Below are 24,172 nucleotides of genomic sequence, written 5' to 3'. Positions count from 1 at the left end.
CGTGGCCTGGTCTTTCGGCGGGTGTTGTTAGCGCTAACAATTGGTCGATCTGGTCACCGTCGTGTCCCGTGCCATCGGTTCCGGCATGTCAGGGGCTCCTTGGGTGGATAGGGGTGTTAGCGCTAACATCGTTCTGCCGATGGGACTACTCCGTAGTGAGGGAGTACAACCGAGGGGCCGTTCCGGTGTCAACGAGGGGATTGCCGGCCGAGCTGGGCCTTGTCCTGCGCACGCCTTCCCGCCTGGAGTTCTGTCTCCACGGATACGGCCCGTCACCATGAAAGTTTCACGGGCGTCACCCGGCCCCCTCCCCCGGCCTCGCCGGGCCGGGGGAGGGGGCGGTCAGCGGGCGGGGCCGCGCCGGGGCGCCAGGCCCCGGCGCGCCGGGCCGGTGACGCTCACGCGGCGCCCGCGTTGTAGGTCCACTTCTGGTTGCTGCCGCCCCAGCAGGTGTACAGCTGCAACCCCGTGCCGTTGCCGGTGCCGCCGCCCACGGCGTCCAGGCACAGTCCGGACTGCACGCCCACGATCGTGCCGTCGGTGTTGACGCGCCACTTCTGGTTGTCGCCGCCCCAGCAGGAGTAGATCTGGATCTTGGCGCCGTTGCCCGTGCCCCCGGCGTCCAGGCACTTGTTGCCGTACACCTTCAGTTCCCCTGCCGAGGTCCGCGTCCACTGCTGGTTGCTCTGACCGTTGCAGTCCCACAGCTGCACCGCGGTGCCGTCGGTGGTGCTGGAGCTGGGCACGTCGACGCAGCGGCCGGCGGCCGTGCTCCTGATCTGTCCCGCGTCGCCGCCGCCGGGCGGCGGCGACGTGCCGCCGCCGTTCAGCGCGTTGAGCACGGCCGTGTAGGCGGCCTTCTTGTTGCCGTTGCCGTCGAAGAGCAGCGCGGTGGCGCCGGCGCCGAGCCAGGAGTCGGTGTCGCGAACGCCCCAGGTGGTGATGCCGGTGCACCGCGCCACCGCCAGGCAGTCGTTGACGACACTGGCGTACGTGGTGGCCGAGCCGCCCTGGATGTCCAGCTCGGTGATCTGCACGTCCACGCCGAGCGCGGCGAAGCTCTGGATGGTCGTGCGGTAGTTGCTGTTGTAGGGGCTGTTGCCGTTGAAGTGCGACTGGAGGCCGACGCAGTCGATCGGCACGCCCCGGGCCTTGAAGTCCTTGACCATGTTGTAGACGCCCTGCGTCTTGGCCCAGGTCCAGTTGTCGATGTTGTAGTCGTTGTAGCACAGCTTGGCGGCCGGGTCGGCGGCGCGCGCGGTGCGGAAGGCCACCTCGATCCAGTCGTTGCCGGTGCGCTGGAGGTTGGAGTCGCGCCGGCCGCCGCCGCTGTCGGCGTAGGCCTCGTTGACCACGTCCCAGGCGTAGATCTTGCCCTTGTAGTGGGCCATGACGCCGTTGATGTGGTCGATCATCGCCTGGCGCAGCGAGCTGCCCGACAACGACTGCATCCAGCCGGGCTGCTGGGAGTGCCAGGCCAGGGTGTGGCCGCGTACCCGCTTGCCGTTCTGCACGGCCCAGTTGTAGACCCGGTCGCCGTTGGTGAAGGTGAACTGCCCCCGGTTGGGCTCGGTGGCGTCGATCTTCATCTCGTTCTCGGCCGTCACCATGGTGAACTCGCGGTTGGCGATCGTCGTGTAGGCGGAATCGCCGAGTTTGCCCGCGGCGATGGCGGTGCCGAAGTAGCGGCCGCTCTGCGCGGCGGCCGCGCCGAGCGTGCTGGCCGCGGCATCGGCCGGAATCGCCGTCGCCAGTGCCGTGAGCAGGCCGAGCGCGCCGATGGCGCCGGTGATCAGCGCCCGGCGGCGCGCGCCGGGCGGCCGTCCGGCGGTCGGTGGGGACATGGCGTTGACACGCATGCTTGAGCCTCCGTACGCGAATCATGGGGGGAAGGTCGTGCGGACGCACTTCGGAGGGGTGCGCCCAGGGCGTTCGGTAGCGGGTGGGGGAGCCGGGCTCGGGCACTCAGTGTGTGGATCTCGCCGAAAGTTGTCAAGATTCGGGTAAAACTTTCGGAGCTGTCTTGCTTGTGTGGGCGTGTCATCCAGGGCTGCTAGCTGTTGAAAGTTTTCGGCCGACGGGTCGTGAAAGTTTCACGGGACGGGCGGCGGCCGGTCCGAGGTGAGGGTGCGTTTCCGGCCGCTTCGGGCTTCGGGGGCTCTTGACGGGGTCGTGCGGCTCGTATTTGCTCCGTCCCGCGGCACCCCGACTTGTGAGCGTTAACACACGAACAGGCGGAACCATGAAGCGAAACTCCGACGGCACCGGGGACGCAGTCCGGGCTGTGCATGGACGCCGTCGGCCAGGGCGCCGCCCACGGCACCCGGCTCCAGCTCTGCACCTGCCACGGCGGAACCAACCAGAGGTGGACCTGGACACGATGACCCTCGCTGTTCGACACGGTCCGGCCCGAGCCGCGCCGAGGACCGTCGCTCAGGAGGGCGGCGCGAACGGGGCCGCGACGTCGGTGACGTGTTCCGCCGGGGCCGCCGTCTCCCGGTTCGGGTGGTAGATCTCGCGCATGGACAGCGCCGGGACCAGCCCGTGGTCGTCCAGCCAGGCCTTGAGCGTGTCGTACGCCGGCAGGATCGCCGGGTAGTGCGACCGCTCCTTGCTGACCTCGACGTACGCGGCCCGGTGTGACGGCTCCAGCCGGACGCCGATCCGGCCGGCGGGCTCGATCGGGCTCCCGGTCGGCAGGCACACCTCCACCGGGCCGTTCGAGTCCTCGCCCACCGTGCCGTGGAAGACGGCGAACGGCGGCCCGGACAGGCAGCCGCCGGCCGCCCCCAGGTGGGCGAAGAGCGCCGCCGAGGCGTCCGTGATGAAGTCCGCCAGGCCGGAGGCGCGCGCATGGCCGTGGATGAAGATCACACGCTGCTCGGGCACGTCCCGCAGGCGCACCTCGTACGCGGGGGTCGCCTCGTCCAGGAAGACCTGGCGGATGTAGGCCAGCAGCGACTGGCGTGCCCGCCACTGCTCCTCGCGGTGACTCCAGTGCTTCGCGATGGCCTCGACCGCCGCGGGTCCGTCCAGTCGCAGCACCCTGCCGACCTCGGCGAGGGGCATGTCGATGGCGCGCAGCAGCGTGATGCGGCGTGCCACGGCGAGCTGCGCCCGGCCGTAACGGCGGAAACCGGTGCGGGGATCGACCTCGGCGGGCGGCAGCAGCCCCTTGGCGTCGTAGAGGCGCAGCGCTTTGAGCGTCAGGTCGGACCGCGCGGCGAACTGTCCAGTGGTCATCAAATCGGACACCGCCCGAGTATGGACCCTGCCCCTGGGGCGGACACAAACGACCCGGATCCCAGCCCCGGGCGACCCGCCGCGCCCCCGCCGAAGCCGCCCGCCGTACGACGGCGACCCCCATCCCGAGGCATGCTGGGAATGTGCGGATGATCCACATCGTGTCGTGTGCCGTCTTCAGCGTCCTGCTGCTCGGCCTCGCCGGGCTGCCGGGCGAGACCATGACGACGGCGGGGAAGTCCTCCTACCCCTGGCGTCCGGCGGGATGGGGGACGCCGCCGATCGACGTCGTCGGCAGCATGCCCTTCGCCGCCGACGTCTTCGGTGACGTGGCGGTGCGCCCGGTGTGGGGCCCGCACGCCGAGGGGCTGGCGGCGGAGCGGGTCACGGACGGATCCCCGGTCTGGCGGTACGAGAACGCCTGGGCCGACGACTTGGTGGGCCCCGTACGGGTGGACGACCGCCGGATCGCGGCCGTCCGGCGGGACGGCCGGGTCAGCCTCGTCGACGTGCCGGACGGTCGCGTCGTCTGGCGGGCCGACCTGCCGCAGGGGCCGTACCACGAGGCCAACCGGGCCTACGACGAGGAATGGGGGGCGGCCTGGGAGATCTCGGTGGCCAGGGACGGCTCCGTGCCCCTCGTGGTGATCCTGCACGAAGGCCGGCTCGACGTGCTGGACGGCCGCACGGGAGCGATCCGCTGGTCCTTCCCCTCCGGATCGTCCGCCTCCTGCCCCACGGGGGACGCAGATCTCGGGGCCCGCGGCGAGGGCGAGCTCGTCCTGGTCTTCCGGAACTGCGCGGGCGCGGAGTCGAACGTCGCGCTGGCCGCCGCGGACGGCAGGCGGCTGTGGGGGTTCGACGGCGGCGAGTTGTGGCACGCGCGTGCGCTCGGCGCCGGGCGTCTGGCGTCCGTGGACGGCGGCGGCGTCCTGGTCGTCCGCGGGGTACGGGACGGGAAGGTCCTGTGGCGCGTCCCGTCGGCGGGGCTGCGGGACAACCCGTACGGGAGCGCGATGGGGGTGTCGGACGAACTGCTGACCGTGCGCTCGAAGACCGCGGTGACCGCCTACCGGATCGCCGACGGCGCGGTCGCCTGGCGCCGTGACCTGGACGCGGCGCGCAACGGCACCGTGCTGACGGACGGCGTGCACACCTACGTCGCCGAGGACACGACGACGCTGGTCAAGCTCGACGCCCGCACGGGCCGCGTCGTCGACCGGCGTCGCTTCGACGACGACGTCACCCCGCGGTCGATGCGCGACGGCCTGGCCGCGATCGGCGTCGGCGCCGGCGACGACGTGCTGGTCGGCTGACCCGGCCGAGAAAGCGACCACGTCATGGACGGCCGGCCTTCACAGCGACGGCCGGTTTCACGGTGACGGCCGGACGTGTCTGACCCGGACGACGCCGGGCACCGTGCGGGCCAGCACGCCGGCGATGTGGTCGGCCTGCTGCCGGGACGGCCCGCGCAGCTCGGCCACGCCGTCACGGACGGCGACGTCCCAGCTCGGGCCCGCCGGGTACTGCTCGCGCAGCGCGGCCTCGACCGCCTGCCGCAGGTCTTCGTCGGGGCGGGCGAGCATGGCCATCAGATCGCGGCGGCTGACCATCCCGGCGATCCGGCCGCCGGTCACGACGGGCAGGCTCTTGACCCGCTCGCGGACCATGAGATCGATGGCGACGGTGACGTCGGTGGTCTCGGTGACCGTGACGACGTCGCGGCTCATGACGTCCATGACCTGGCGGGGCGGCGGCTCGTCGACCGGCGCGGCCGGGCGGACGGTCGCACGGGGATCCGGCTCGAACTCCCCCCGCAGCAGGTCCAGTTCGCTGACCACGCCGACGAGCCGCCCGTCGTCGCCGACGACGGGCGCGGCGGTGATGTCGTGGCCGTGCAGGACCCGCACGGCCCGCCGCACCGGATCGGTGTCGCGGACGGTGACGGCCGGGCTGCTCATGACCTCGCGGACGAGCATCGCTGTCTGGCCTCCCACTCGGAGTCGTCGGTCTTCCAGGTCAGCTTGCCACGACGGTCGCCCCACGGCCCGCTCCGCCCGGGGTGGCGGCCTCGTGGCTCTCCCATCACAACGCGGGCGAGGCAGAGCCGGTAGGGCCGGAAGTCCCGAACATGATCCGAGCCGCCACCCGACCCCCGGAACGGACTTAGGGTCATGGGCATGGCCGACCCCATTCTCGTGCTGAACACGGGATCCTCCTCCATCAAGTACGAGCTCGTCGATCCGCACACCCGCGAGCGCGCCGCCCGAGGGCTGGTCGAGCGCATCGGGGAGGACCGCGGGCGGATCACGCACCACGGCGGGGACGGGCCGCCGTACGTCCGGGAACGTCCCTTCCCCAGCCACGGGGACGGGCTGGAGGCGATGCTGGCGGCGTTCGCCGCCGCCGGGCCCGAGCCGGCGCCGGTCGCGGTCGGGCACCGGGTGGTGCACGGCGGCACCCGGTTCACCGACGCGGTGCTGATCGACGACGACGTCATCGCCGCGATCGAGGAGCTGGCCCCGCTCGCGCCCCTGCACAACCCGGTCAACCTGACCGGCATCCGGCTGGCGCTCAAGGTGTTCCCGGACGTGCCGCAGGTGGCCGTGTTCGACACCGCGTTCCACCGCACGCTGCCGCCCGAGGCGTACACGTACGCGGTGCCGCGCGAGTGGCGGGCGCAGGGCGTGCGGCGCTTCGGCTTCCACGGCACCTCGTGCGCGTACGTCTCCCGCCGCGCCGCCGCCGTCCTGGGCCGCGACCTGGCCGGGCTCAACCTGATCGTGCTCCACCTCGGCAACGGCGCCAGCGCCACCGCGATCTCCGGCGGCCGCAGCGTCGACACCTCCATGGGCATGACACCGCTGGAAGGGCTGGTCATGGGCACCCGCTCGGGCGACGTCGACCCGGCGCTGGCCGCGTACCTGGCCCGCACCGGCGGCCTGGACGCCCAGCAGGTGGAGCACGAGCTCAGCCACCGCGGCGGCCTGCTCGCGCTCACCGGGTCCGGCGACATGCGCCAGGTACGCGCCCGCGACGACGACGAGGCCAGGCTGGCCCTGGAGATCTACACCCGGCGCATCCGCAAGTACGTCGGCGCCTACCACGCGCTGCTCGGCTGCCGGGTGGACGCGATCGTGCTCACCGGCGGCGTCGGCGAGCACGACGCCGCCACCCGCGCCGCCTGCCTGGCGGGGCTGGAGCGGATCGGCATCGCGGTGGACCCCGTGCTCAACGCCGCGGGGACGGCCGGCGAGCGCGCGGTGTCCGTCCCCGGCGCCGAGGTGCCCGTCTTGGTCATCCCCACCGACGAGGAGTGGGAGATCGCCCACCAGACGTTCGCGCGGCTGACGTCCTCCTGACGGGACCGGGCCGCGCTACGCGCCCTTGTCCGTGCTCCGGTTGAACGTCGGGAGCGTGGTCAGGTCACGGGCGGCGGCCAGGTGGGAGGCGAAGTTCGGGTCGAGGAACCCCAGGAGGAGCACGACGGCCCAGGCCACGACGGCGATCATGGCGCCGTCGTCGAAGGGGGCCGGGAGCCTGAGGCCCAGCCGGCCGGCGGTCACCAGGCCGGCCACCGGCAGCAGGGCGATGACCAGGGTCCGGACGGTCTCCAGGACGCGGGCGTGCCACGTCCGGCGGGTCTCCTCGGGGGTGGTGTCGCGGGTGGGGAGCCGGTCGTACTCGCCCGTGATGACGGTGCGGGTCAGCTCGGCGACGCGGGTGCGGAGGTCGTCGTAGGCGGTCGTGGACGGCAGCGCCACCCACAACTGCAGGTCGATGACGGCCTTGGCCGCCTCGACCGCGCGGGCGCGGACGACGGCCCTGGTCAGCGGCGTCCCACCCCGGGCGACGGTCGGGATGCCGACGCGCAGCAGGAAGGCGACCCGGCCCAGCAGGGTGAGGATCTCCCTGCGCGCCCCCGGCGCGAGCTGCCCGCGGCGGTCGGGCTCGGCGCGGGCCAGGATGGCCGCCAGCTGCTCGAAGAGCGGCTCGGTGGGCGAGGCGCGGGACTCGCGGTCCCACTGCCACATCACCACCTTGACCGGGATAATCCCGAGGACCAGGGCGCAGCAGGCGGTGCCGATGCTCTGGGGGATCGGCAGCCATCCCCGGCCCGCCAGGTCGACGGCCCACGCGGGGCCGGTGGCGTGACGGAGGTACAGGACGGCCGGGAAGCAGCCGACCCCCAGGACGCTGACCAGCGGGTCGAGGAGGTAGCGGAAGAACGGGCGATGCCGCCGGTTCTCGATCCAGACGGAGATCCAGATGAAGACCGTGAGGCCCACGACGGCCAGGAAGATCTTCTGCACGGAGGTGACGGAGAACACCCACACCAGGACGACGACGGCCACGCCGAGCATGGGCAGCAGGACGTAGGCGCTCAGGTTGTCCTCGACGTGCTTGCGCCGCACCGACCAGCGGGCGGTGGACGCGGCCACCGCCCGGTAGCGGCCGCGCAGGAGCGCCGGGTCGTCGGCGGGGTCCAGGCTCCGCGCGAAGAGCGGCCAGGTGCCGTCCAGCTTCTTGGCCAGGGCGAACATGTCCACCAGCAGGGGCTTTTCCAGCAGGCCGCCGGTGCGGGCGGGCGCGGCGGGTGCTGCGACGGGGGGAACCGCTTCTTCGGTCATGAGGACGTCCTCACGTTGAGCGGGCTACTGCGCGAGGGTCGCTTCCCGACACTACAGAGCGTAGGACGGCGAGGCGGCGGCGTGACCGGATCGTGCCAGAACTCCTCCCCGCCACGCGGATGAGGACCAACGGCCCTGCCGGGCGGGACTTCCTCCTCCGGCGCCGCGCCGCCGCCCGCAGGAGCCTGAGGGTGAGAGCTTCGACCGGTGAAGGAGATGCGCGATGAGCACTCACATCGTCGTCGGTGTGGACGGGTCCGTCCCGGCGACCGGAGCGGTGGAATGGGCGGCCGCCGACGCGCGGCGGCGGGGCCTGGACCTGCGTCTCGTGCACGTCGGCCCGCAGTGGCTGCACGAAGCGAACGCCGAGCAGTGCGCCCGCCTGCTGGAGGAGGCCGCCGACCGGGCCCGCGCGCTGGCCGGCGGCGTCAAGGTGACGACGGAGCTGCTGTCCGGGAACGTGGCCGGGGAGCTGATCCGCGAGTCGGCGACGGCCGGCGGAGTGGTGCTGGGCAGCCGGGGGCTCGGCGGGTTCGCCGGGATGACGGTCGGCTCGGTGAGCCTGGCGGTGGCCGGGCACGCGTCCGGGCCGGTCGTGGTCGTCCGCGCCCCCGCCGCCCCCGCCGAGCACGGCAGGGTGGTGGTCGGCTACGACGGGTCGCCTGACGCGCAGGCGGCCATGGAGTACGCCGTCGAGCAGGCCAGGGCCCGCGGCGCCGGGCTGCACGTGGTCTCGGCCTGGCAGATGCCCGTCTTCTCCCCGTACGCGGTCACGTACAACACCCTGATCCAGGACCTGATGCGCGAGGAGACCGGCGCGGCGCGCGAGCGGGTCGTGCCGTGGCGGGAGGCCAACCCGGACCTGGTCATCACCGACGAGCAGCCGTGCGCCCACCCGGTCACCGCCCTGATGCAGGCGGCCGGATCGGCCGACCTGGTCGTCGTGGGCTCGCGCGGGCGGGGCGGCTTCGCCTCCGCCGTGCTCGGCTCGGTCAGCCACGGCGTGCTGCACCACGTGACCTGCCCGGTCGCCGTGGTCCGGCCGGACGCGGAGGAGCGGTCATGAACGGGTCACCGACGGCTGGACAGGTCATGAACGGGTCGCCGACGGCTGGACAGGTCATGAGCCGGGTCCTGGTGGCCGTCAAGGCCGAGGAGTCGCCGCTGATGGCGTGGGAGCTGATGCGCCGGGCCGGCGTGCACCACCTGCCGGTCCTCGACGGAGGGCGCCTGCTGGGCATCCTGACCAGAGAGTACCTGGCCGCGTCCTGGTCCGGCGGGCCGCAGGAGCAGGCCGGCCGCGAGGTGCGCGACCTGCTCGGCGGCGCGCGCACACCCCGGGTGGGGCCGGACACCCCGCTGAGCAGGGTCGCCGCCGCCATGCTGGACGCCGACGTGGACGCCGTGCCCGTGCTGTCCGACGACGGCCTGGTGGGCCTGATCACCGCCCGGGACGTCCTGTCGGCGGTCGCCGGACGGATCGAGCCGCGGCCCGAGCCGAGCGAGGTGGTGACCGGGATGTTCCACCTCGAACCCATCCTGCCGGAACGGCGGGAGGCGTGAGATGAAGGCACTGGTCGTCTACGAGTCCATGTACGGCAACACCGAGCGGATCGCCCAGGCCGTGGCCGAGGGGCTGGCCACCCGGATGCGGGCCGAGGTGGCGGAGGTCGGCTCGGCCCCCGCGCACGTGGGGGACGAGGTCACCCTCCTGGTGGTGGGCGGCCCGACGCACGCCTTCTCCATGAGCCGCGCCTCCACCCGCGAGTCGGCCGCCCAGCAGGCCGCCGGGCCGCTGGTGTCGCGGGACAGGGGCGTGCGCGAGTGGCTGGCCACGCTCAGCACGTCGTCGGCCGGGCTCTGCTCGGCGGCCTTCGACACCCGCGTGGCCAAGCCCCGCCTGCCGGGGTCGGCGGGCCGGGCGGTCGCCAAGCGGCTGCGCCGCCTCGGCGTCCGGCTCGCCGTGCCGCCGTGCAGCTTCTACGTGACCGGCACGCAGGGGCCGCTGGTGCCGGGCGAGCTGGAGCGGGCCAGGCAGTGGGGCGAGAGCCTGGCGGCGTCCTTCCCGGTCCCCGCGTCCTGACGACTGTTGGAACGGCGCCCGGCGGTTCTCCGCCGGGCGCCGTTCTCAGTCCTGCGCGGGCGTCGGGGACGGGTGCAGGATCCGGTCCAGGCGGGCGGCGGCGTAGCCGAGCGTGGACAGCGCGACGACGACCAGCAGGTCTCCCGGCGACAGCGGCCGGGTGCCGAGCAGCTCGCGCAGCGGCGGCAGGTAGATCCCGGCCAGCTGCAGGACGAACGCGCCGCCCACGGCGAGCAGCAACATCGGGTTGGCCAGTGTGCCGGGGCGGGTCCGGGTGCCCAGCGCCACGCCGAGCTGGGTCGCGCCGAGGGCGAAGAAGGCCATGCTCTGCCACGGCCGCCCGGTCATCGACCCCCAGACGGCGACGCCCAGGGTGACGGCCGTGAGCACCACGGCGATGCGGACGACCCGCTGCCACAGGCCCGCCCCCATGATGCTCTGACCCGGCGGACGCGGCGGCTGCGACATGGTTCCCGGCACCGTCGGCTCCCCGCCCAGCGCCACGCCGGGCAGGCCGTGGGTGAGCAGGTTGATCCACAGGATCTGCGCGGGCAGCAGCGGCAGCGGCAACCCGAGGAACGGGCCCAGCACCATCACCGCGATCTCGGCCGCGCCGCCCGACAGGCCGTAGACCAGGAACCGGCGGATGTTGGCGTAGACCCGGCGGCCCTCCTCGACGGCCGCCACGACGGTGTCCAGGTTGTCGTCGGCGAGCACGAGGTCGGCGGCCTGCCGGGCGACCTCGGTGCCGCGCCTGCCCATGGCCACCCCGATGTCGGCGCGGCGCAGCGCCGGGCCGTCGTTGACGCCGTCGCCTGTCATCGCCAGGACCTCGCCCCGGCCGCGCAGGCCCTCGATGATGTCGAGTTTCTGCTCGGGGGTGGCCCGCGCGTAGACGCCGGCCGGGCCCGCGGCGAGCGCGCCGGGCTCCCGGCAGTCGACGACCCGGTCGGCGGCGCCGATGATGCCCAGGTCGGCGGCGACCGCGCGGGCGGTGCCCGGATGGTCGCCGGTGATGAGGACCGTCCTGATGCCGGCCCGCGCGCAGTCGGCCACGGCCGCGGCCGCCGCCGCACGCGGCGGGTCGAGGATCGCGACCAGCCCGAGCAGTCTCAGTCCCTCCTCCCGCACGGGATGCGGGACGGCGTCGAGGTCGGCGGCGGCGACCGCCAGCACGCGGTAGCCGTCCCGGGCGAACCGGTCGGCGCGTTCGGCGGCGCGGGCCGGCAGCTCCGGGGCGTCGGTCAGCACGTCCGGGCGCAGCAGCGCCTCCGGGGCGCCCTTGCAGATCAGGCGGACGCCGCCGCCCGGCAGCAGGTGCACCGTGCTCATTCGCTTGCGGTCGCTGTCGAAGGGCAGCTCGGCGACTCTGGGGAACCGTTCCTGCAGGCCCGCGCGGTCGAGGCCGAGCCGGGCGGCGGCGGCCAGCAGCGCGGCCTCGGTCGGGTCGCCCAGCGCCGTCCATTCCTCCCCGCTCTCCTGGGGCGGGCGCAGGCGGGCGTCATTGCACAGCGCCGCGGCGGTCAGCAGCGCGCGGAACTCCTCCGGGTCCCCGCCGGTGATCTCGCCGTCGGGCCCGTACCCCGAGCCGGTGACCGTGGCCTCGGCCGCAGGGGTCCACAGGTGCCGGGCGACCATCCGGCCCTCGGTGAGGGTGCCCGTCTTGTCGGTGGCGAGCACCGTCACCGAGCCCAGCGTCTCCACGGCGGGCAGGTTGCGGACGAGCGCGTCACGGGCCGCCATCCGGCGGGCTCCCAGGGCCAGGCTCAGGGTCACGACCGCGGGCAGCGACTCGGGCACGGCGGCGACCACCAGGCTGATCGCGGTCACCACCATCAGCTCGACCGGCTGGCCGCGGACCAGGCCCAGGACCAGCACCAGCGCCGACAGCAGCACCGCGACAGCGGCCAGCAGCCGTCCGACCCCGACCAGACGGCGCTGCAGCGGCGTGAGCCCGGCGCCCTTGACCATGAGCGAGGCGATGCGCCCGCTCGCGCTGGCCGCGCCGATCGCGGTGACCACCGCCCGGCCCCTGCCGCGGGCCACGACGGTGCCCGAGGAGACCGCCGCGCCCGCGTCCTTGTCCACCGGGACGGACTCGCCCGTCAGCGCCGACTCGTCGACCAGCAGCGCCGCCGACTCCACCACCTCGGCGTCGGCCGGGACGATGTCGCCCTCGGCGAGCACCAGCAGGTCTCCGACCACGACGTCACCGGCGGGGACCTGCCGCTGGTGGCCGTCGCGCACCACGCGGGCCTCCGGGGTGGCCAGCTCGGCCAGGGCCGTGATGGCGCGGTCGGCGCGCACCTCCTGCGTCACGCCGACGGCCGTGTTGACCACGATGACCAGCGCGATCACCGCGGCGTCCGTCCAGTCGCCGGTGCCGACGGTCAGCGCCGCCGCGATCAGCAGCACGATGATCAGCGGATCGCGGAGCTGGGTGACGACGCGCCGCCACAGCGGGGTGGGCGGTTTGCGCGGGAGCAGGTTGGGGCCGTCGCGTTCCAGGCGGACGGCTGCCTCCGCCGACGACAGGCCAGAGGACGAGGGCGTCACGTGGGTGTCCTTCCTGCCCGCCGTGGCCCTCGGGCCGGCGGAGTCGCTGCGAGATGTCTTCAGGATCTAGTCTTCGCCCTGCTCAGGGCGGTAAACGTGCAGGTCTCCCCGCTCCTCCAGCCTCCCGAGACCGGCCGGACGGCGGCAGGGCCGAAAGTCACCGGAAGCGGGGCCTTCGGCACTGTTCCGCGCCGGTCGCGCGGGCGGATCGTGGAGGTATGAGCATTCGCCTGATCGTGGCCGGGACCGACGGCACCGAGGACTGCGCGGCCGCGCTGCTGTGGGCCGCCGACGAGGCGGCCCGTCGCGCGGCGCGGCTGGTCGTCGTGCACGCCTGGGAGCCCTCGATCGAGCACAGGGCGCCGTACGCGCCCTGCCCGTCCCGGCCCGCCGGGTCTGAGGAGGCGCGCGCGAGCGCCGTGCTCGATCAGGCGGTCGCCCTGGTCATGGACCGGTTCCCCGGCGTCGCCGTCGAGGCGCGGCTCGTGCGGGGCCGCCCCGAGACGGCGCTCGCGGACCAGGCGCGCGAAGCCGGCCTGCTGGTGCTCGGCTCCGCCGCGCGGCCCGCCGGGGACGGGCGGCTGGGCGCGGTGCTGCTGTCGTGCCTGCGCCTGCCGCCGTGCCCCGTGGTCGTGGTGCAGGCCGCGGCGACGGACGGCGGGACGCCGTCGAGGCCGCCCGCCCTCGCCGGACGGCATCGGGGAAGGCCCTTCGGCCCTGGCCCGGCCGACCTTCGGCTCTGCGAGGGACGGCGGGAGGCCGGGTCTCATGGGAGGTGACGAAGGAGGGAACATCATGATCGTTGTTGGAGCCGACGGCTCGGTGGCCTCGCGCGCCGCCGTCGCATGGGCCGCGGACGACGCCTTCCGCATGCGGCTGCCGCTGCGGATCGTGCACGCCGTGGACCGCACGCCGTACCAGATCCACCGGTTCTCCCCGGGCTGGGCGCCCGACCTGCCGGCGGACGAGGGCGAGCGGATCCTGCGGGAGGCCGAGGCGCTGGCCCGGGAACGGCAGCCGTCCGTCGAGGTCACGACGCAGGACGTCGAAGGTCTGCCGGCCGTCGTGCTGCGCGGGCAGGAGAAGGAGGCCGCCGAGATCGTGCTCGGCAGCCGCGGCCTCGGCGGGTTCGCCGGCGCGCTGCTGGGCTCGGTCAGCACGCACGTCGCCGGGCACGCCAGCTGCCCCGTCGTGGTGGTCCGGGGCGACCGGCAGCAGGTGCGCGGCGAGGTGGTGGCCGGGGTGGACGACTCGCCGGAGTGCGAGCCCGCCCTGGCCCACGCCTTCGAGCAGGCCCGGCTGCGGGCCGCCACGCTGCGGGTGCTGCACGCCTTGCAGCTGCCCGTGCACGCGTTCGCGCCGGAGGCCGCCTACGCCATGGACGAGGTCCGCGCCGCGCAGCAGCAGGTCGTCGACGATCGGGTGAACGTGTTCGCCGCCGACTACCCCGAGGTCGTCGTCGTGCGGGAGACGCCGTCGGCGCACCCCGTGGACGCGCTCACCGCGGCTTCCGACCACGCCGACCTGCTGGTGGTGGGGTCGCACGGGCGCGGCGGGCTGGGATCGGCGCTGCTCGGGTCGGTCAGCCGCGGCGTGCTGCACCACGCCCGCTGCCCGGTGGCGGTCGTCCGGCCGCGGGATTGACGGCACGTCGCCGCGGGCGTTGGGATGGGCGTGGAGCACCTTTGCCTTTGTCTTGGCGACGGGCCGGTTACCAGAACCAGGAGGAGGCCGAGCGGGACGGCTCGGACAGTGACATGACCGGAGAGGGCGCGCTGGACGTCGCGGTCGCGGCCGCGCTGCCGGTCGACGACGTCATGGCCCGGCTGGGCGGCACCGGCGGCGGCCTGAGCCAGGCCGAGGCGGAGCGCCGCCTGGCCGCCGTGGGCCCCAACTCCCTGCGCACCCACCGGGCCCGGCGGGCCGCGGTGCTGGCCCGCCAGCTGCGCTCGCCTCTGCTGATCCTGCTGGCGGTCACCGCCGCCGCGTCGTTCTTCCTCGGCGAGTCGACGGACGCGATCATCATCGGCGTGATCCTGACGGTGTCGGTCGGGCTGGGCTTCTTCAACGAGTACCGGGCGGAGAAGGCCGCCGAGGCGCTGCACTCCCAGATCCGGCACCGCTGCCTGGTCCTGCGGGACGGCGCTCCCCGGCTGGTGGACGTCGTCACGCTGGTCCCGGGCGACGTCGTCACACTGCGGCTGGGCGACATCGTCCCGGCCGATCTGCGGCTGGTGTCGTCGGCGGGGCTGGAGTGCGAGGAGTCGGTGCTGACCGGCGAGTCGCTGCCGGTGGCCAAGGCCGTCGAGCCCGTCGGCCCGGACCGCGCGCTGGCCGAGCTGGCCAGTTGCGCGCTGATGGGCACCGTCGTGCACGCCGGGTCCGGCACCGGCGTGGTGGTGGCCACCGCCGGACGGACCGAGTTCGGGCGCATCGCGCTCCGGCTCGGCGACCGTCATCCGGACACCGAGTTCCAGATCGGGCTGCGCCGGTTCTCCATGCTGCTGGTGCGCGTCGCCGCCGCGCTCACCGCCGGGATCTTCGTCGTCAACCTCGTGCTGCACCGCCCGGTGCTGGACGCGCTGCTGTTCTCGCTGGCGATCGCCGTCGGCATCTCCCCGCAGCTCCTGCCCGCCGTGGTCTCGACCAGCCTGGCCGCCGGCACCCACCGGCTGGCCCGGCACCGGGTGCTGGTCAAGCGGCTGGTCTGCATCGAGGACCTGGGCGACATCGACGTGCTGTTCACCGACAAGACCGGCACCCTGACCGAGGGGCGGATCAGCTTCACGCGCGCACTCGGGCCGGACGGCAGCCCCGACGACCGCGTCCTGGAGCTGGGCCTGCTCTGCAACGAGGCCGTCGTGAGCGGCCAGGACGGGGAACCGGGCCACTCGGCGAGCGGCAACTCCCTGGACGTCGCCCTGTGGGACGCGCCCGCCGCCGCCGCGCTCCGGCCCGGGCCGCCCGGCCGGCGCCTGGCCGTCGTGCCCTTCGACCACGAACGCAGAGCGGCCTCGGTCCTGGTCGAGGACGACGACGGCCGGATGATCGTCACCAAGGGCGCTCCGGAGGCCGTGCTGGCGCGCTGCACCCCGGTCGCCGACCGGGCCAGGGCCGTGCTGGAGGCCGAGTTCGCCGCCGGCAACCGGGTGGTGGCGGTGGCCACCCGACGGCTGACCGGCGACGCCGCCCGCCGGACGACCCTCAGCCAGGCCGACGAGCACGACCTCGTCTTCCGCGGCCTGCTGGTCTTCCTCGACCCGCCCAAGGCCGGCGCCGAGCAGGCGCTGCGCCGCCTGGCCGGCCTCGGCATCACCGTCAAGGTGCTCACCGGGGACAACCCCGCGGTCGCGGCCAAGCTGTGCGCCGATCTCGGCCTGCCCGGCGGGCGGGTGCTGACCGGCCAGGACGTCGAGGCCGCCGACGACTCCCGGCTGGCCGCGCTCATCGAACAGGCCGTCGTGTTCGCCCGGGTCAGCCCCGAGCACAAGGCGCGCATCGTGCGGGCCCAGCGGCGCAACGGCCTGGACGTGGCCTTCCTCGGCGACGGCGTCAACGACGCGCTCGCGCTGCACGCCGCCGACGTGGGCATCTCCGTCGACGCGGCCACCGACGTCGCCAAGGACGCCGCCGACGTGCTGCTGCTGGAGAAGGACCTCGCCATCCTGGCCGACGGCGTCATCCAGGGCCGGCAGATCTTCGCCAACACCATGAAGTACGTGCTGATGGGGACGTCCAGCAACTTCGGCAACATGTTCTCCGCCGCCGCGGCCTCGGCGTTCCTGCCGTTCCTGCCGATGCTGCCGTCCCAGATCCTGCTCAACAACCTGCTCTACGACTCCAGCCAGCTCGCCATCCCCACCGACAACGTCGATCCCGAGCAGCTGCGGCGCCCGTCCCGGTGGGACGTGGCGTTGATCCGGCGGTTCATGTTGTTCTTCGGGCCGGTCAGCTCGTTGTTCGACTTCGCCACCTTCGCCGTCATGCTCGGCGTCCTGCACGCCGGGCCGCCGCTGTTCCGCACCGGCTGGTTCGTCGAGTCCCTGGCCACCCAGGTGCTGGTGGTCTTCGCGATCAGGACCAGGCGGGTGCCGTTCTTCCGCAGCCGTCCGAGCCTGCCCCTGACGGTCGCCGCACTGAGCGTCGTGGTGCTCGGCGCGGTCATCCCGGTCACCCCGCTCGCCGGCGCCCTGGGCTTCCAGCCGCTGCCCGGCCCGTTCTTCGCGGTGCTGGGCCTGATGGTGGTCGCCTACCTGGCCCTCGTCGAGCTGGCCAAGCGCCGCTTCTACCGGGCCGCCCCGGAGACCCTGGCCGGGGGCGGGCGCACCGCCGCGCACCCGACGCACCGCAGGGCCCACCGGTTCAGCACGGTGGCCGCCGCCCTCGCCGCCGGACGTCCGCCCTCCGCCCCCCGAGAAGGGGACCAAGGTCCCTAGGGCGCGGGAGCGCATCCGGCAATCATCGTCATCATGACGACGATGCAGCACATCGATGCCTACTGGCGCGCGGCGAACTACCTGTCCGTCGGGCAGATCTACCTGCTGGACAACCCGCTGCTGACCGAGCCGCTGCGCCCCGAGCACGTCAAGCCGCGGCTGCTCGGCCACTGGGGCACCACCCCGGGGCTGAACTTCTGCTTCGCCCACCTCAACCGGATCATCGCCGAACGCCGGCAGGACATGATCTACATCGCCGGTCCCGGCCACGGCGGGCCCGCCGCCGTCGCGCACGCCTGGCTGGAGGGCTCCTACTCGGAGAAGTACCCCGAGGTCTCCCAGGACGCCGCCGGGATGCGCCGGCTGTTCCGGCAGTTCTCCTTCCCCGGCGGCATCCCCAGCCACGTCGCGCCCGAGACCCCCGGCTCCATCCACGAGGGCGGCGAGCTGGGCTACTCGCTCGCGCACGCCTACGGCGCCGCGTTCGACAACCCGCGCCTGGTGGTCGCCTGCGTCGTCGGTGACGGCGAGGCCGAGACCGGCCCGCTGGCCGCGAGCTGGCACTCCAACAAGTTCCTCGACCCCTACCGCGACGGCGTCGTCCTGCCGATCCTGCACCTGAACGGCTACAAGATCGCCAACCCGACCGTCCTGGCCCGCATCCCGCAGGACGAGCTGGTCAAGCTCATGGAGGGCTACGGCTACTGCCCCCACCTCGTCGGCCCCGACCATGAGGAGATGGCGCGCACGCTCGACACCGTCTTCGACGAGATCGCCGCCTACAAGGAGGGCCGCCTGGAGCGCCTCCCCATGATCGTCCTGCGCACGCCGAAGGGCTGGACCGGCCCGCGCGAGGTGGACGGCAAGCCGGTCGAGGGCACCTGGCGGGCCCACCAGGTGCCGCTGTCGGGCGTCCGCGACAACCCGGCGCACCTGGCCATGCTGGAGGAGTGGATGCGCTCGTACCGGCCGCAGGAGCTGTTCGACGCCGAGGGCCGCCCGGCGCCCGTCCTGCTGGGGACGGTCCCCGAGGGGCCGCTGCGGATGAGTGCGAGCCCGCACGCCAACGGCGGCGAGCTGCTGCGCCCGCTGGCGCTGCCCGACTTCCGCGACCACGCGGTGGAGGTCAAGTCGCCCGCGGCGCAGTCGACCGAGCCGACCAGGGTGCTGGGCGCCTTCCTGCGGGACGTGATCGCCGCCAACCCGCACGACTTCCGGCTGATGGGCCCGGACGAGACCGCCTCCAACCGGCTGCAGGCCGTCTTCGAGACGACCACGCGCGCCTGGAACGCCGAGGTCGAGCCCACGGACGAGAACCTGGCCCCGGGCGGCCGGGTGATGGAGGTGCTCAGCGAGCACCTGTGCCAGGGCTGGCTGGAGGGCTACCTGCTGACCGGCCGGCACGGCCTGTTCAACTGCTACGAGGCGTTCATCCACATCATCGACGCCATGTTCAACCAGCACGCCAAATGGCTGCAGTCGGCGAAGAGGATCCCGTGGCGGCGGCCCGTCGCCTCGCTCAACTACCTGCTGTCGTCGCACGTGTGGCGGCAGGACCACAACGGCTTCAGCCACCAGGACCCCGGCTTCCTCGACGTCGTGGTCAACAAGAAGGCCGAGGTCGTCCGGGTCTACCTGCCGCCGGACGCCAACACCCTGCTCTCGGTGGCCGACCACTGCCTGCGCTCGCGCGACTACGTCAACGTGATCGTGGCGGGCAAGCAGCCGGTGCTGGACCTGTTCACCATGGACGAGGCCGTCGCCCACTGCACCCGCGGCCTCGGCGTCCTGCCCTGGGCGTCCTCGGACGAGGGGGCCGAGCCGGACGTCGTGCTGGCCTGCGCGGGCGACGTGCCCACCCTGGAGACGCTGGCCGCCGCGGCGATCCTGCGCGAGCACCTGCCCGAGCTGAAGGTGCGCGTCGTCAACGTGGTGGACCTGATGCGGCTGCAGCCGCCGTCGGAGCACCCGCACGGCCTGCCGGACGCCGAGTTCGACGCCCTGTTCACCGTGGACCGGCCGGTCGTCTTCAACTTCCACGGCTACCCCTCGCTCATCCACCGCCTCACCTACCGCCGCGCCGGACACGCCAACATCCACGTGCGCGGCTACAAGGAGGAGGGCACCACGACCACGCCGTTCGACATGGCCATGCTCAACGACATCGACCGCTACCACCTGGTCATCGACGTCATCGACCGGGTGCCCGGCCTGGGCGCCACCCAGGCGCACCTGCGCCAGCGCATGGCCGACGAGCGGCTGCGAGCGCGGGCGTACACCCGCGAGCACGGCGAGGACGCCCCCGCCGTCCGCGACTGGACCTGGTGACGCGCGAAGGACGCCGGCCCCGCGCGGCCGGAAAAGGAGGGTCAAGGTCCCGTCAAGACGGGCCGCCGCACCACGGGTGGCCGGCCTCGCGGGACCGAGGCTGAAGGCTGGCGACGTCTGAAGGGATCACGGACATGGATCGCATCGTGCTCGGCTACGACGGCTCGGACTTCTCCGTCCAGGCCCTGGACTGGGCGCTGGACGAGGCCGAGCTCAGGAACCTGCCGCTGACCGTCGTCCACGCCTGGCAATGGCCGTACGGCGAGGCGGAGGAGGAGGCCAAGGCCCACCTGCGCAAGGCGGCCGAGCACGTCCTGTGGCACGGCGCCGAGTGCGCCCGCTCCACCAGCTCGGGCGTCCGCGTGGAGACCGACCTGTACGAGGGCCCGGCCGCCCAGCGGCTGGTGGAGCTGTCCGCCGACGCCACGCTCGTCGTGGTCGGCTCGCGGGGGCTGAGCGCGCTGCCCAGGGTGGTGGTCGGTTCGGTGGCCGGGTACGCCGCCGCGCACGCCGAGTGTCCGGTGATCGTCGTACGCGGGCCGGGGCCGCTGCCCAAGGCCACCCGCCCCGGCCCGGTCGTCCTGGCCGAGCGGGAGCCGGACGCGGCGGTCGTCGAGTTCGCGTTCGCCGAGGCGGCCATGCGCGGGCTGCCGCTCGCGGCCTCCGCCGACCTGGGGGAGTGGGCGGCTCGCCGTCCGGAGGTCCAGGTGGAGCACGGTGAGCCCCACGAGCGGGCGACGCTGGTCGTGGTCGGCCGGACGCGGGCCGCGCATCTCGGCACCGCGAGCTCCCTTCCGCAGCACGCGCCCTGCCCGGTCGCGGTGGTGCCGGGCGACCGCCCCTGAGCTCCCCGCGTCACCCGGACGCGGGCGGCAGCCGCGGGTTCAGCACGGCCGCGGGCGCCACCGCGACCGGGCACCTGGACTCCAGCAGGGCGGCCTGCGTCACCGCTCCGAGCAGCAGGCAGGGAGGGGCCTCGTTCCCCCGGTTGCCGAGCACGAGGAGCGTGGCGTCCTTGGAGGCCTCGATCAGCACGCGCTGGGGGCGTTCGGTCAGGAACTCGGTGACCACCGTCACCTCGGGGCGTCTGCGGGCCAGGTGGGCGACGACCTCGCGGAAGCGGTTCTCCGCGCCCTTGCGCAGCGCGTGCGAGTCCACGAAGGGCAGCGGCTCCTGCCAGGACGACGACCCGCAGTCGGCCCAGCAGCACAGGGCCGTCACGGTGCCCTCGCGCAGGGCGGCCTCGTCCAGGGCGAGGTCGAAGGCGGCCAGGCTGGCGGGTGAGCCGTCCAGGCCGGCCACGATCCTGACGTCCTGGCGGGTGGGCGGCTGGAGCGGCGGCCGGACGACCACGACCGGCGTGACGCTGTGCGCGGGCACCTGGACGGCGGCCGACCCCACCTGAAGCCCCTCGAACCCGCCCTGCCCGCGGGACCCGAGCACCGTCAGCTCCGCCTCACGCGCGGCCTCCAGCAACACCGCCGAGGGGGTGCCCCGGCCCAGGAGCGGCTGCACGTCCAGCTCCGGCGCCAGCTCCCTGGCCCGCCGGACGCCCTCGTCCACGACGCCGAGCGCCACCGGCTCGACGTGCCGCATGATCTCCTGGGCGACGGGTCTGGGGGCGTAGGGCCAGTGCAGGGCGTGGCAGACCAGGACGGGCAGCCCGCGCAGGCGCGCGTCGGCGACCGCCCAGTGCAGCGCGTGGCGGCTCTCGGTCGAGTCGTCGTACCCGACGAGCACCGGCCGGCCGGCATGGGTGTCGATCACTGCCGCCTCCGGGAGCGAATTCTGTCCGGTTACCTGCGCGGATGAGCCTTCCCTGGACCGGCGGGACGAGCCCCACAGACGCGGAAACTCTTGGCCTAGCCTGCTTGCCCGTCGCGCGCCGCGTCCCGAAGTTGGAGGGGACAGCGGCGACTTTTGGTGTGTTTACGCCTCTTATATCCGTTATGGCGGGTATGGGGACGTCGAAGGCGCGAAGGAGGGAAGATGCGCGGACGGATCGTGGCCGCGGTGGACGGCTCCGCGTCATCGACCGCCGCAGTGGAATGGGCCGCCGGCGACGCGCAGCGCAGAGGGCTGCCGCTCCGGCTCGTGCACGTGTGCGAGCAGTGGGTGCTCGGCGTGGACGGGGCCCGGGCCTGCTTGGGTGCGCTGGAGGCCGCCGCCGGCCGGGCCCGCGCGATCGGCGGGGGCGTCGAGGTCACCGCCGAGATGCTGGCGGGCAACGTGATCGACGCGCTGATCGTCGAATCGGCCACGGCCGACAGCCTGGTGCTGGGCAGCAGGGGCATGGGCGGCTTCGCCGGCATGGTGCTGGGGTCGGTGGGCCGGGCGGTGGCCGGGCACGCCGCGGGGACCGTCGTGGTCGTCCGCGGGGTGGTCGCCGTCCGGCACGACCTGGTGGTGGCCGGCGACGACGGCTCGGCGGGGTCGCGCCAGGCCGTGGCGTACGCCGTCGAGCAGGCGCGTGCGCGGCGCGCCCGCCTGCACGTGGTCTACGCCTGGCAGGCGCCGGCGGTCTCGCCGTACTGGGCGGCCTACAGCCACCTGCTGGCCGACTCCTTCCAGGAGGAGGCGAGGGCGGCCCAGGCGCGGGTGAACCCGTGCCGGAGCGAGAACCCCGACGTCGAGATCACCGACGAGCAGGTGCGCGGGCACCCCGTGGCCGCGCTCACCGAGGCGGCCGCCGCCGCGGACCTGGTCGTGGTCGGCTCGCGCGGACGGGGCGGCTTCTCCTCCGCGGTGCTCGGCTCGGTGAGCCACGGCGTGCTGCACCACGCGGTCTGCCCGGTGGCGGTGGTACGGCCGCGCGCGGAGAAGGGATGACGGGACCGGAGGTGTTCGGAGTGTCGGACGAGGGGGCGTCATGGCCGGTGTGATCGTGGTGGGAGCCGACGGCTCGGCCCCCGCCGCCGCGGCGGTCGGCTGGGCCGCCGACGACGCCGCGCGGACGGGCGCGCAGCTGCGGATCGTGCACGCCCTGGACCGGCAGCCGTACGCCGTCACCAGGTTCCCCGACTACGGCCAGGGCAACTACCTGCTGATGGCGGCCGCCAAGGTGCTGGAGGCGGCCGAGAGCGCCGCGCGCGCCCGGCAGCCGTCGGTGCGGCTGCACGCCGAGGTCGTCGAGGGCACGCCCGCGGCCGTCCTGCTGGATCAGGCGCGGCAGGCGGACGAGCTGGTCATCGGCAACCGGGGGCTCGGCGGGTTCGCCGGCGCGCTGCTGGGATCGGTGACCATGCACGTGGCCGGGCACGCCGCCTGTCCCGTGGTGGTGGTGCGCGCCGAGGGCGGCGGGCCGGTCGGCGAGGTCGGCGTCGGGATCGGCGACTCCGACGTCTGCCAGCCGGCCATCGGCTACGCCTTCGAGCAGGCCAGGCTGCGCGGCGCCCGGCTGCGCCTGATCCGCGCCTGGCAGATCCCCGTGCACGCCTTCGCCCCCGAGATCGCCTACGACCTGGACGAGGTCCGCGCCGCCCAGCACGAGGCGGTCCGCGCCCGGACGGCCGGATGGCGGGAGAGGTGTCCCGAGGTGACGGTCGTGGAGGACGTCCAGAGCGCGCATCCGGTCGAGGCGCTCACCGGGGCTCCCTGCGACCTGATCGTGGTCGGCTCCCACGGGCGGGGCACGTTCGGCTCGCTGATGCTCGGTTCGGTCAGCAGGGGAGTGCTGCACCACGCCCGCTGCGCCGTCGCGGTGGTCCGCCCGTAGAGGTCGTCCCTGGTCAGGAGGGTCGAGAAGCATGCAAGCTGGAAGTATGAGGCAAACCCTGCGCTTCGGACGGGTGGCGGGCATCCCCGTCGGCGCTCACTGGTCCGCGCTGGCCATCGTCACGCTCGTGGCGGTGGGGTTGGGCTCCGGGGTCCTGGCCGTCGCCGCCCCGGGCGCGGGCAGGACGACGTACTGGGTCGCCGGCGCGCTCACTGGGCTGTTGCTCATGGTGTCCCTGCTCGCGCACGAGCTGGCGCACGCGCTGGTGGCCAAACGGTGCGGCATGGAGGTGGAGTCCGTCACCCTCTGGGCGCTGGGCGGCGTCACGCAGTTCCGCGACGAGGCGCGGACGCCCGGGGCCGAGGTGGTGACGGCGGCCGCCGGCCCCGCCGCGAGCCTGCTGCTCGGCGGTCTCGCCCTCGCCGTCACGGCCGTGCTGCCACCGGGCGTGCCCAGGGCCGCCGCGGCGTGGCTGGCCATGATGAACCTCGTCCTGGGCGTGTTCAACCTGTTGCCCGGCAGCCCCCTCGACGGCGGGCGGGTGCTGCACGGCCTGATGTGGAGCCGCCACGGCGACCGCGCCCGCGCCGACGCCGGCGCCGCGCGGGCCGGTTACGCGATCGGCATGGCGCTGACCTTCACCGGGTTCGTCGTGATCTGGGTGTGGAACCCGCTGGGCGGGATGTGGGTGGTGATCACCGGCTGGTACATCGCGGGCGCCGCCCGCGGCGAGATCATGAGCAGGGCGGCCCGGCGCGGCCTCGGCGGAGTGCTGGTGCGGGACGTCATGACGGTCACACCGGACCTGGCCCCCGCGTGGCTGACCGTGCAGGGGCTGGTCGACACGGTGGTGCTCGGCTCGCACCAGTCCGTCTTCCCCGTCGTGGGGCTCGACGGGGCGCCGCTCGGCGTGGTCTCGCTGGAGACCCTGCTCGCCGTGCCCGCCGAGCGCAGGGGGGACACCAGGGTGGAGACGCTGGTCGCCGCCCAGAAGCCGCCGCGCGTGCTGTCGCCGGACGACGACGCGGCCGCCCTGCTGGAACGTCCGTCCCGGGTGGGCGGCCTGTCGGCGGTGGTCGTCGAGGGCGGCGTGGTCACCGGCATGATCACCGACGCCGACCTCGGCCGGGCGCTGCAACAGGCGCTGCTGCGGCCCGCCGCCCCCGTGTGACGCGGGTCC

The 24,172-nt window shown here is 73.9% G+C and carries 20 protein-coding genes; 14 read left to right on the top strand and 6 right to left on the bottom strand.

The genetic code is table 11. From position 1 onward, the window contains the following. Positions 1-398: 398 nt before the first annotated feature. Positions 399-1,859 carry an endo-1,4-beta-xylanase gene (locus AB0J46_RS35030; RefSeq protein ID WP_364338377.1) on the bottom strand — a complete coding sequence of 487 codons (1,461 nt, stop codon included), beginning with the start codon at positions 1,857-1,859 and terminating at the stop codon, positions 399-401. Positions 1,860-2,288: 429 nt separating this feature from the next. On the opposite strand from AB0J46_RS35030, the gene AB0J46_RS35025 reads away from it, so the two are divergent. Continuing rightward, positions 2,289-2,384, top strand: a complete 96-nt coding sequence (locus AB0J46_RS35025; RefSeq protein WP_364338376.1) for a hypothetical protein — start codon at positions 2,289-2,291, stop codon at positions 2,382-2,384. A gap of 49 nt (positions 2,385-2,433) precedes the next feature. On the opposite strand, the gene AB0J46_RS35020 is transcribed toward AB0J46_RS35025, so the two are convergent. Continuing rightward, complete coding sequence (locus AB0J46_RS35020) at positions 2,434-3,255, bottom strand: MerR family transcriptional regulator (protein ID WP_364338375.1); 822 nt, start codon at positions 3,253-3,255, stop codon at positions 2,434-2,436. 137 nt (positions 3,256-3,392) lie between these two features. Between AB0J46_RS35020 and AB0J46_RS35015 the strand changes: the two genes are divergently transcribed. After that, on the top strand, positions 3,393-4,559 hold the full coding sequence (locus AB0J46_RS35015) for a PQQ-binding-like beta-propeller repeat protein (protein WP_364338374.1): 1,167 nt from the start codon (positions 3,393-3,395) through the stop codon (positions 4,557-4,559). Positions 4,560-4,616: 57 nt separating this feature from the next. On the opposite strand, the gene AB0J46_RS35010 is transcribed toward AB0J46_RS35015, so the two are convergent. Beyond that, positions 4,617-5,222 (bottom strand): CBS domain-containing protein, encoded by a 606-nt coding sequence (locus AB0J46_RS35010; protein ID WP_364338373.1) that lies wholly within the window; start codon positions 5,220-5,222, stop codon positions 4,617-4,619. Positions 5,223-5,423: 201 nt separating this feature from the next. Here AB0J46_RS35010 and AB0J46_RS35005 point away from each other — a divergent pair, with 201 nt between their 5' ends. Next, a complete protein-coding gene (locus AB0J46_RS35005; RefSeq protein ID WP_364338372.1) occupies positions 5,424-6,605 on the top strand; it encodes an acetate kinase in 1,182 nt (393 codons plus the stop codon). Positions 6,606-6,620: 15 nt separating this feature from the next. Here the strand turns inward: AB0J46_RS35005 and AB0J46_RS35000 are convergent, their stop codons facing one another. Then, complete coding sequence (locus tag AB0J46_RS35000; protein WP_364338371.1) at positions 6,621-7,874, bottom strand: hypothetical protein; 1,254 nt, start codon at positions 7,872-7,874, stop codon at positions 6,621-6,623. A gap of 223 nt (positions 7,875-8,097) precedes the next feature. Here AB0J46_RS35000 and AB0J46_RS34995 point away from each other — a divergent pair, with 223 nt between their 5' ends. From AB0J46_RS34995 to AB0J46_RS34985, 3 genes are read left to right on the top strand one after another with little or no spacing between them, the layout of a single operon-like run. Continuing rightward, positions 8,098-8,940 (top strand): universal stress protein, encoded by an 843-nt coding sequence (locus tag AB0J46_RS34995; protein ID WP_364338370.1) that lies wholly within the window; start codon positions 8,098-8,100, stop codon positions 8,938-8,940. Next, on the top strand, positions 8,937-9,437 hold the full coding sequence (locus tag AB0J46_RS34990) for a CBS domain-containing protein (protein WP_364338369.1): 501 nt from the start codon (positions 8,937-8,939) through the stop codon (positions 9,435-9,437). The genes AB0J46_RS34995 and AB0J46_RS34990 overlap by 4 nt, the downstream gene beginning before the upstream one ends. A gap of 1 nt (position 9,438) precedes the next feature. Next, a complete protein-coding gene (locus AB0J46_RS34985; RefSeq protein ID WP_364338368.1) occupies positions 9,439-9,957 on the top strand; it encodes a flavodoxin domain-containing protein in 519 nt (172 codons plus the stop codon). Between the two features lie 45 nt (positions 9,958-10,002). Here the strand turns inward: AB0J46_RS34985 and AB0J46_RS34980 are convergent, their stop codons facing one another. Continuing rightward, positions 10,003-12,513, bottom strand: a complete 2,511-nt coding sequence (locus AB0J46_RS34980) for a cation-transporting P-type ATPase (RefSeq protein ID WP_364338367.1) — start codon at positions 12,511-12,513, stop codon at positions 10,003-10,005. Between the two features lie 218 nt (positions 12,514-12,731). Here AB0J46_RS34980 and AB0J46_RS34975 point away from each other — a divergent pair, with 218 nt between their 5' ends. The 5 genes from AB0J46_RS34975 (at position 12,732) to AB0J46_RS34955 (ending at position 20,122) form a co-directional block, all read left to right on the top strand. Further along, complete coding sequence (locus tag AB0J46_RS34975) at positions 12,732-13,292, top strand: universal stress protein (RefSeq protein WP_364338366.1); 561 nt, start codon at positions 12,732-12,734, stop codon at positions 13,290-13,292. Positions 13,293-13,308: 16 nt separating this feature from the next. After that, positions 13,309-14,157, top strand: a complete 849-nt coding sequence (locus tag AB0J46_RS34970; protein WP_364338365.1) for a universal stress protein — start codon at positions 13,309-13,311, stop codon at positions 14,155-14,157. Positions 14,158-14,204: 47 nt separating this feature from the next. Then, complete coding sequence (gene mgtA / locus AB0J46_RS34965) at positions 14,205-16,949, top strand: magnesium-translocating P-type ATPase (RefSeq protein ID WP_364338364.1); 2,745 nt, start codon at positions 14,205-14,207, stop codon at positions 16,947-16,949. 33 nt (positions 16,950-16,982) lie between these two features. Then, complete coding sequence (locus AB0J46_RS34960; RefSeq protein WP_364338363.1) at positions 16,983-19,277, top strand: phosphoketolase family protein; 2,295 nt, start codon at positions 16,983-16,985, stop codon at positions 19,275-19,277. A 134-nt stretch (positions 19,278-19,411) separates the two neighbouring features. Continuing rightward, the gene (locus tag AB0J46_RS34955) at positions 19,412-20,122 is read left to right on the top strand and encodes a universal stress protein (protein ID WP_364338362.1); all 711 of its coding nucleotides are present in this window, start codon (positions 19,412-19,414) and stop codon (positions 20,120-20,122) included. A gap of 10 nt (positions 20,123-20,132) precedes the next feature. Here AB0J46_RS34955 and AB0J46_RS34950 read toward each other — a convergent pair whose 3' ends face one another. Beyond that, on the bottom strand, positions 20,133-21,044 hold the full coding sequence (locus tag AB0J46_RS34950; RefSeq protein WP_364338361.1) for a universal stress protein: 912 nt from the start codon (positions 21,042-21,044) through the stop codon (positions 20,133-20,135). Positions 21,045-21,266: 222 nt separating this feature from the next. Between AB0J46_RS34950 and AB0J46_RS34945 the strand changes: the two genes are divergently transcribed. Genes AB0J46_RS34945 through AB0J46_RS34935 form a run of 3 tightly spaced genes read left to right on the top strand, consistent with a single transcriptional unit; the run spans position 21,267 to position 24,163 of the window. Further along, positions 21,267-22,106 carry a universal stress protein gene (locus tag AB0J46_RS34945; protein WP_364338360.1) on the top strand — a complete coding sequence of 280 codons (840 nt, stop codon included), beginning with the start codon at positions 21,267-21,269 and terminating at the stop codon, positions 22,104-22,106. 40 nt (positions 22,107-22,146) lie between these two features. Then, positions 22,147-22,992, top strand: a complete 846-nt coding sequence (locus AB0J46_RS34940; RefSeq protein ID WP_364338359.1) for a universal stress protein — start codon at positions 22,147-22,149, stop codon at positions 22,990-22,992. 46 nt (positions 22,993-23,038) lie between these two features. Beyond that, positions 23,039-24,163, top strand: coding sequence for a M50 family metallopeptidase (locus AB0J46_RS34935; protein WP_364338358.1), 1,125 nt, complete (start codon positions 23,039-23,041; stop codon positions 24,161-24,163). Positions 24,164-24,172 lie beyond the last annotated feature (9 nt).

Origin of the sequence: Nonomuraea sp. NPDC049758 (genome assembly GCF_040674635.1) — a bacterium.
Classification (GTDB): domain Bacteria; phylum Actinomycetota; class Actinomycetes; order Streptosporangiales; family Streptosporangiaceae; genus Nonomuraea.
Note: the sequence above shows the minus strand (reverse complement) of the source record. Positions and strands in the feature narration are given on the sequence as shown.

What these genes read in the sequence shown, in the direction of transcription:
- AB0J46_RS34975 (WP_364338366.1), top strand. Translation starts at nt 12,732, where the DNA reads ATGAGCATTCGCCTGATCGTGGCCGGGACCGACGGCACCGAGGACTGC.
- AB0J46_RS34955 (WP_364338362.1), top strand. Translation starts at nt 19,412, where the DNA reads ATGGATCGCATCGTGCTCGGCTACGACGGCTCGGACTTCTCCGTCCAG.
- AB0J46_RS35030 (WP_364338377.1), bottom strand. Translation starts at nt 1,859, where the DNA reads ATGCGTGTCAACGCCATGTCCCCACCGACCGCCGGACGGCCGCCCGGC.
- AB0J46_RS35005 (WP_364338372.1), top strand. Translation starts at nt 5,424, where the DNA reads ATGGCCGACCCCATTCTCGTGCTGAACACGGGATCCTCCTCCATCAAG.
- AB0J46_RS34940 (WP_364338359.1), top strand. Translation starts at nt 22,147, where the DNA reads ATGGCCGGTGTGATCGTGGTGGGAGCCGACGGCTCGGCCCCCGCCGCC.
- AB0J46_RS35000 (WP_364338371.1), bottom strand. Translation starts at nt 7,874, where the DNA reads ATGACCGAAGAAGCGGTTCCCCCCGTCGCAGCACCCGCCGCGCCCGCC.
- AB0J46_RS35010 (WP_364338373.1), bottom strand. Translation starts at nt 5,222, where the DNA reads ATGCTCGTCCGCGAGGTCATGAGCAGCCCGGCCGTCACCGTCCGCGAC.
- AB0J46_RS34970 (WP_364338365.1), top strand. Translation starts at nt 13,309, where the DNA reads ATGATCGTTGTTGGAGCCGACGGCTCGGTGGCCTCGCGCGCCGCCGTC.
- AB0J46_RS34985 (WP_364338368.1), top strand. Translation starts at nt 9,439, where the DNA reads ATGAAGGCACTGGTCGTCTACGAGTCCATGTACGGCAACACCGAGCGG.
- AB0J46_RS34995 (WP_364338370.1), top strand. Translation starts at nt 8,098, where the DNA reads ATGAGCACTCACATCGTCGTCGGTGTGGACGGGTCCGTCCCGGCGACC.
- AB0J46_RS34945 (WP_364338360.1), top strand. Translation starts at nt 21,267, where the DNA reads ATGCGCGGACGGATCGTGGCCGCGGTGGACGGCTCCGCGTCATCGACC.
- AB0J46_RS34960 (WP_364338363.1), top strand. Translation starts at nt 16,983, where the DNA reads ATGACGACGATGCAGCACATCGATGCCTACTGGCGCGCGGCGAACTAC.
- AB0J46_RS34935 (WP_364338358.1), top strand. Translation starts at nt 23,039, where the DNA reads ATGAGGCAAACCCTGCGCTTCGGACGGGTGGCGGGCATCCCCGTCGGC.
- AB0J46_RS34990 (WP_364338369.1), top strand. Translation starts at nt 8,937, where the DNA reads ATGAACGGGTCACCGACGGCTGGACAGGTCATGAACGGGTCGCCGACG.
- AB0J46_RS35015 (WP_364338374.1), top strand. Translation starts at nt 3,393, where the DNA reads ATGATCCACATCGTGTCGTGTGCCGTCTTCAGCGTCCTGCTGCTCGGC.
- AB0J46_RS35025 (WP_364338376.1), top strand. Translation starts at nt 2,289, where the DNA reads ATGGACGCCGTCGGCCAGGGCGCCGCCCACGGCACCCGGCTCCAGCTC.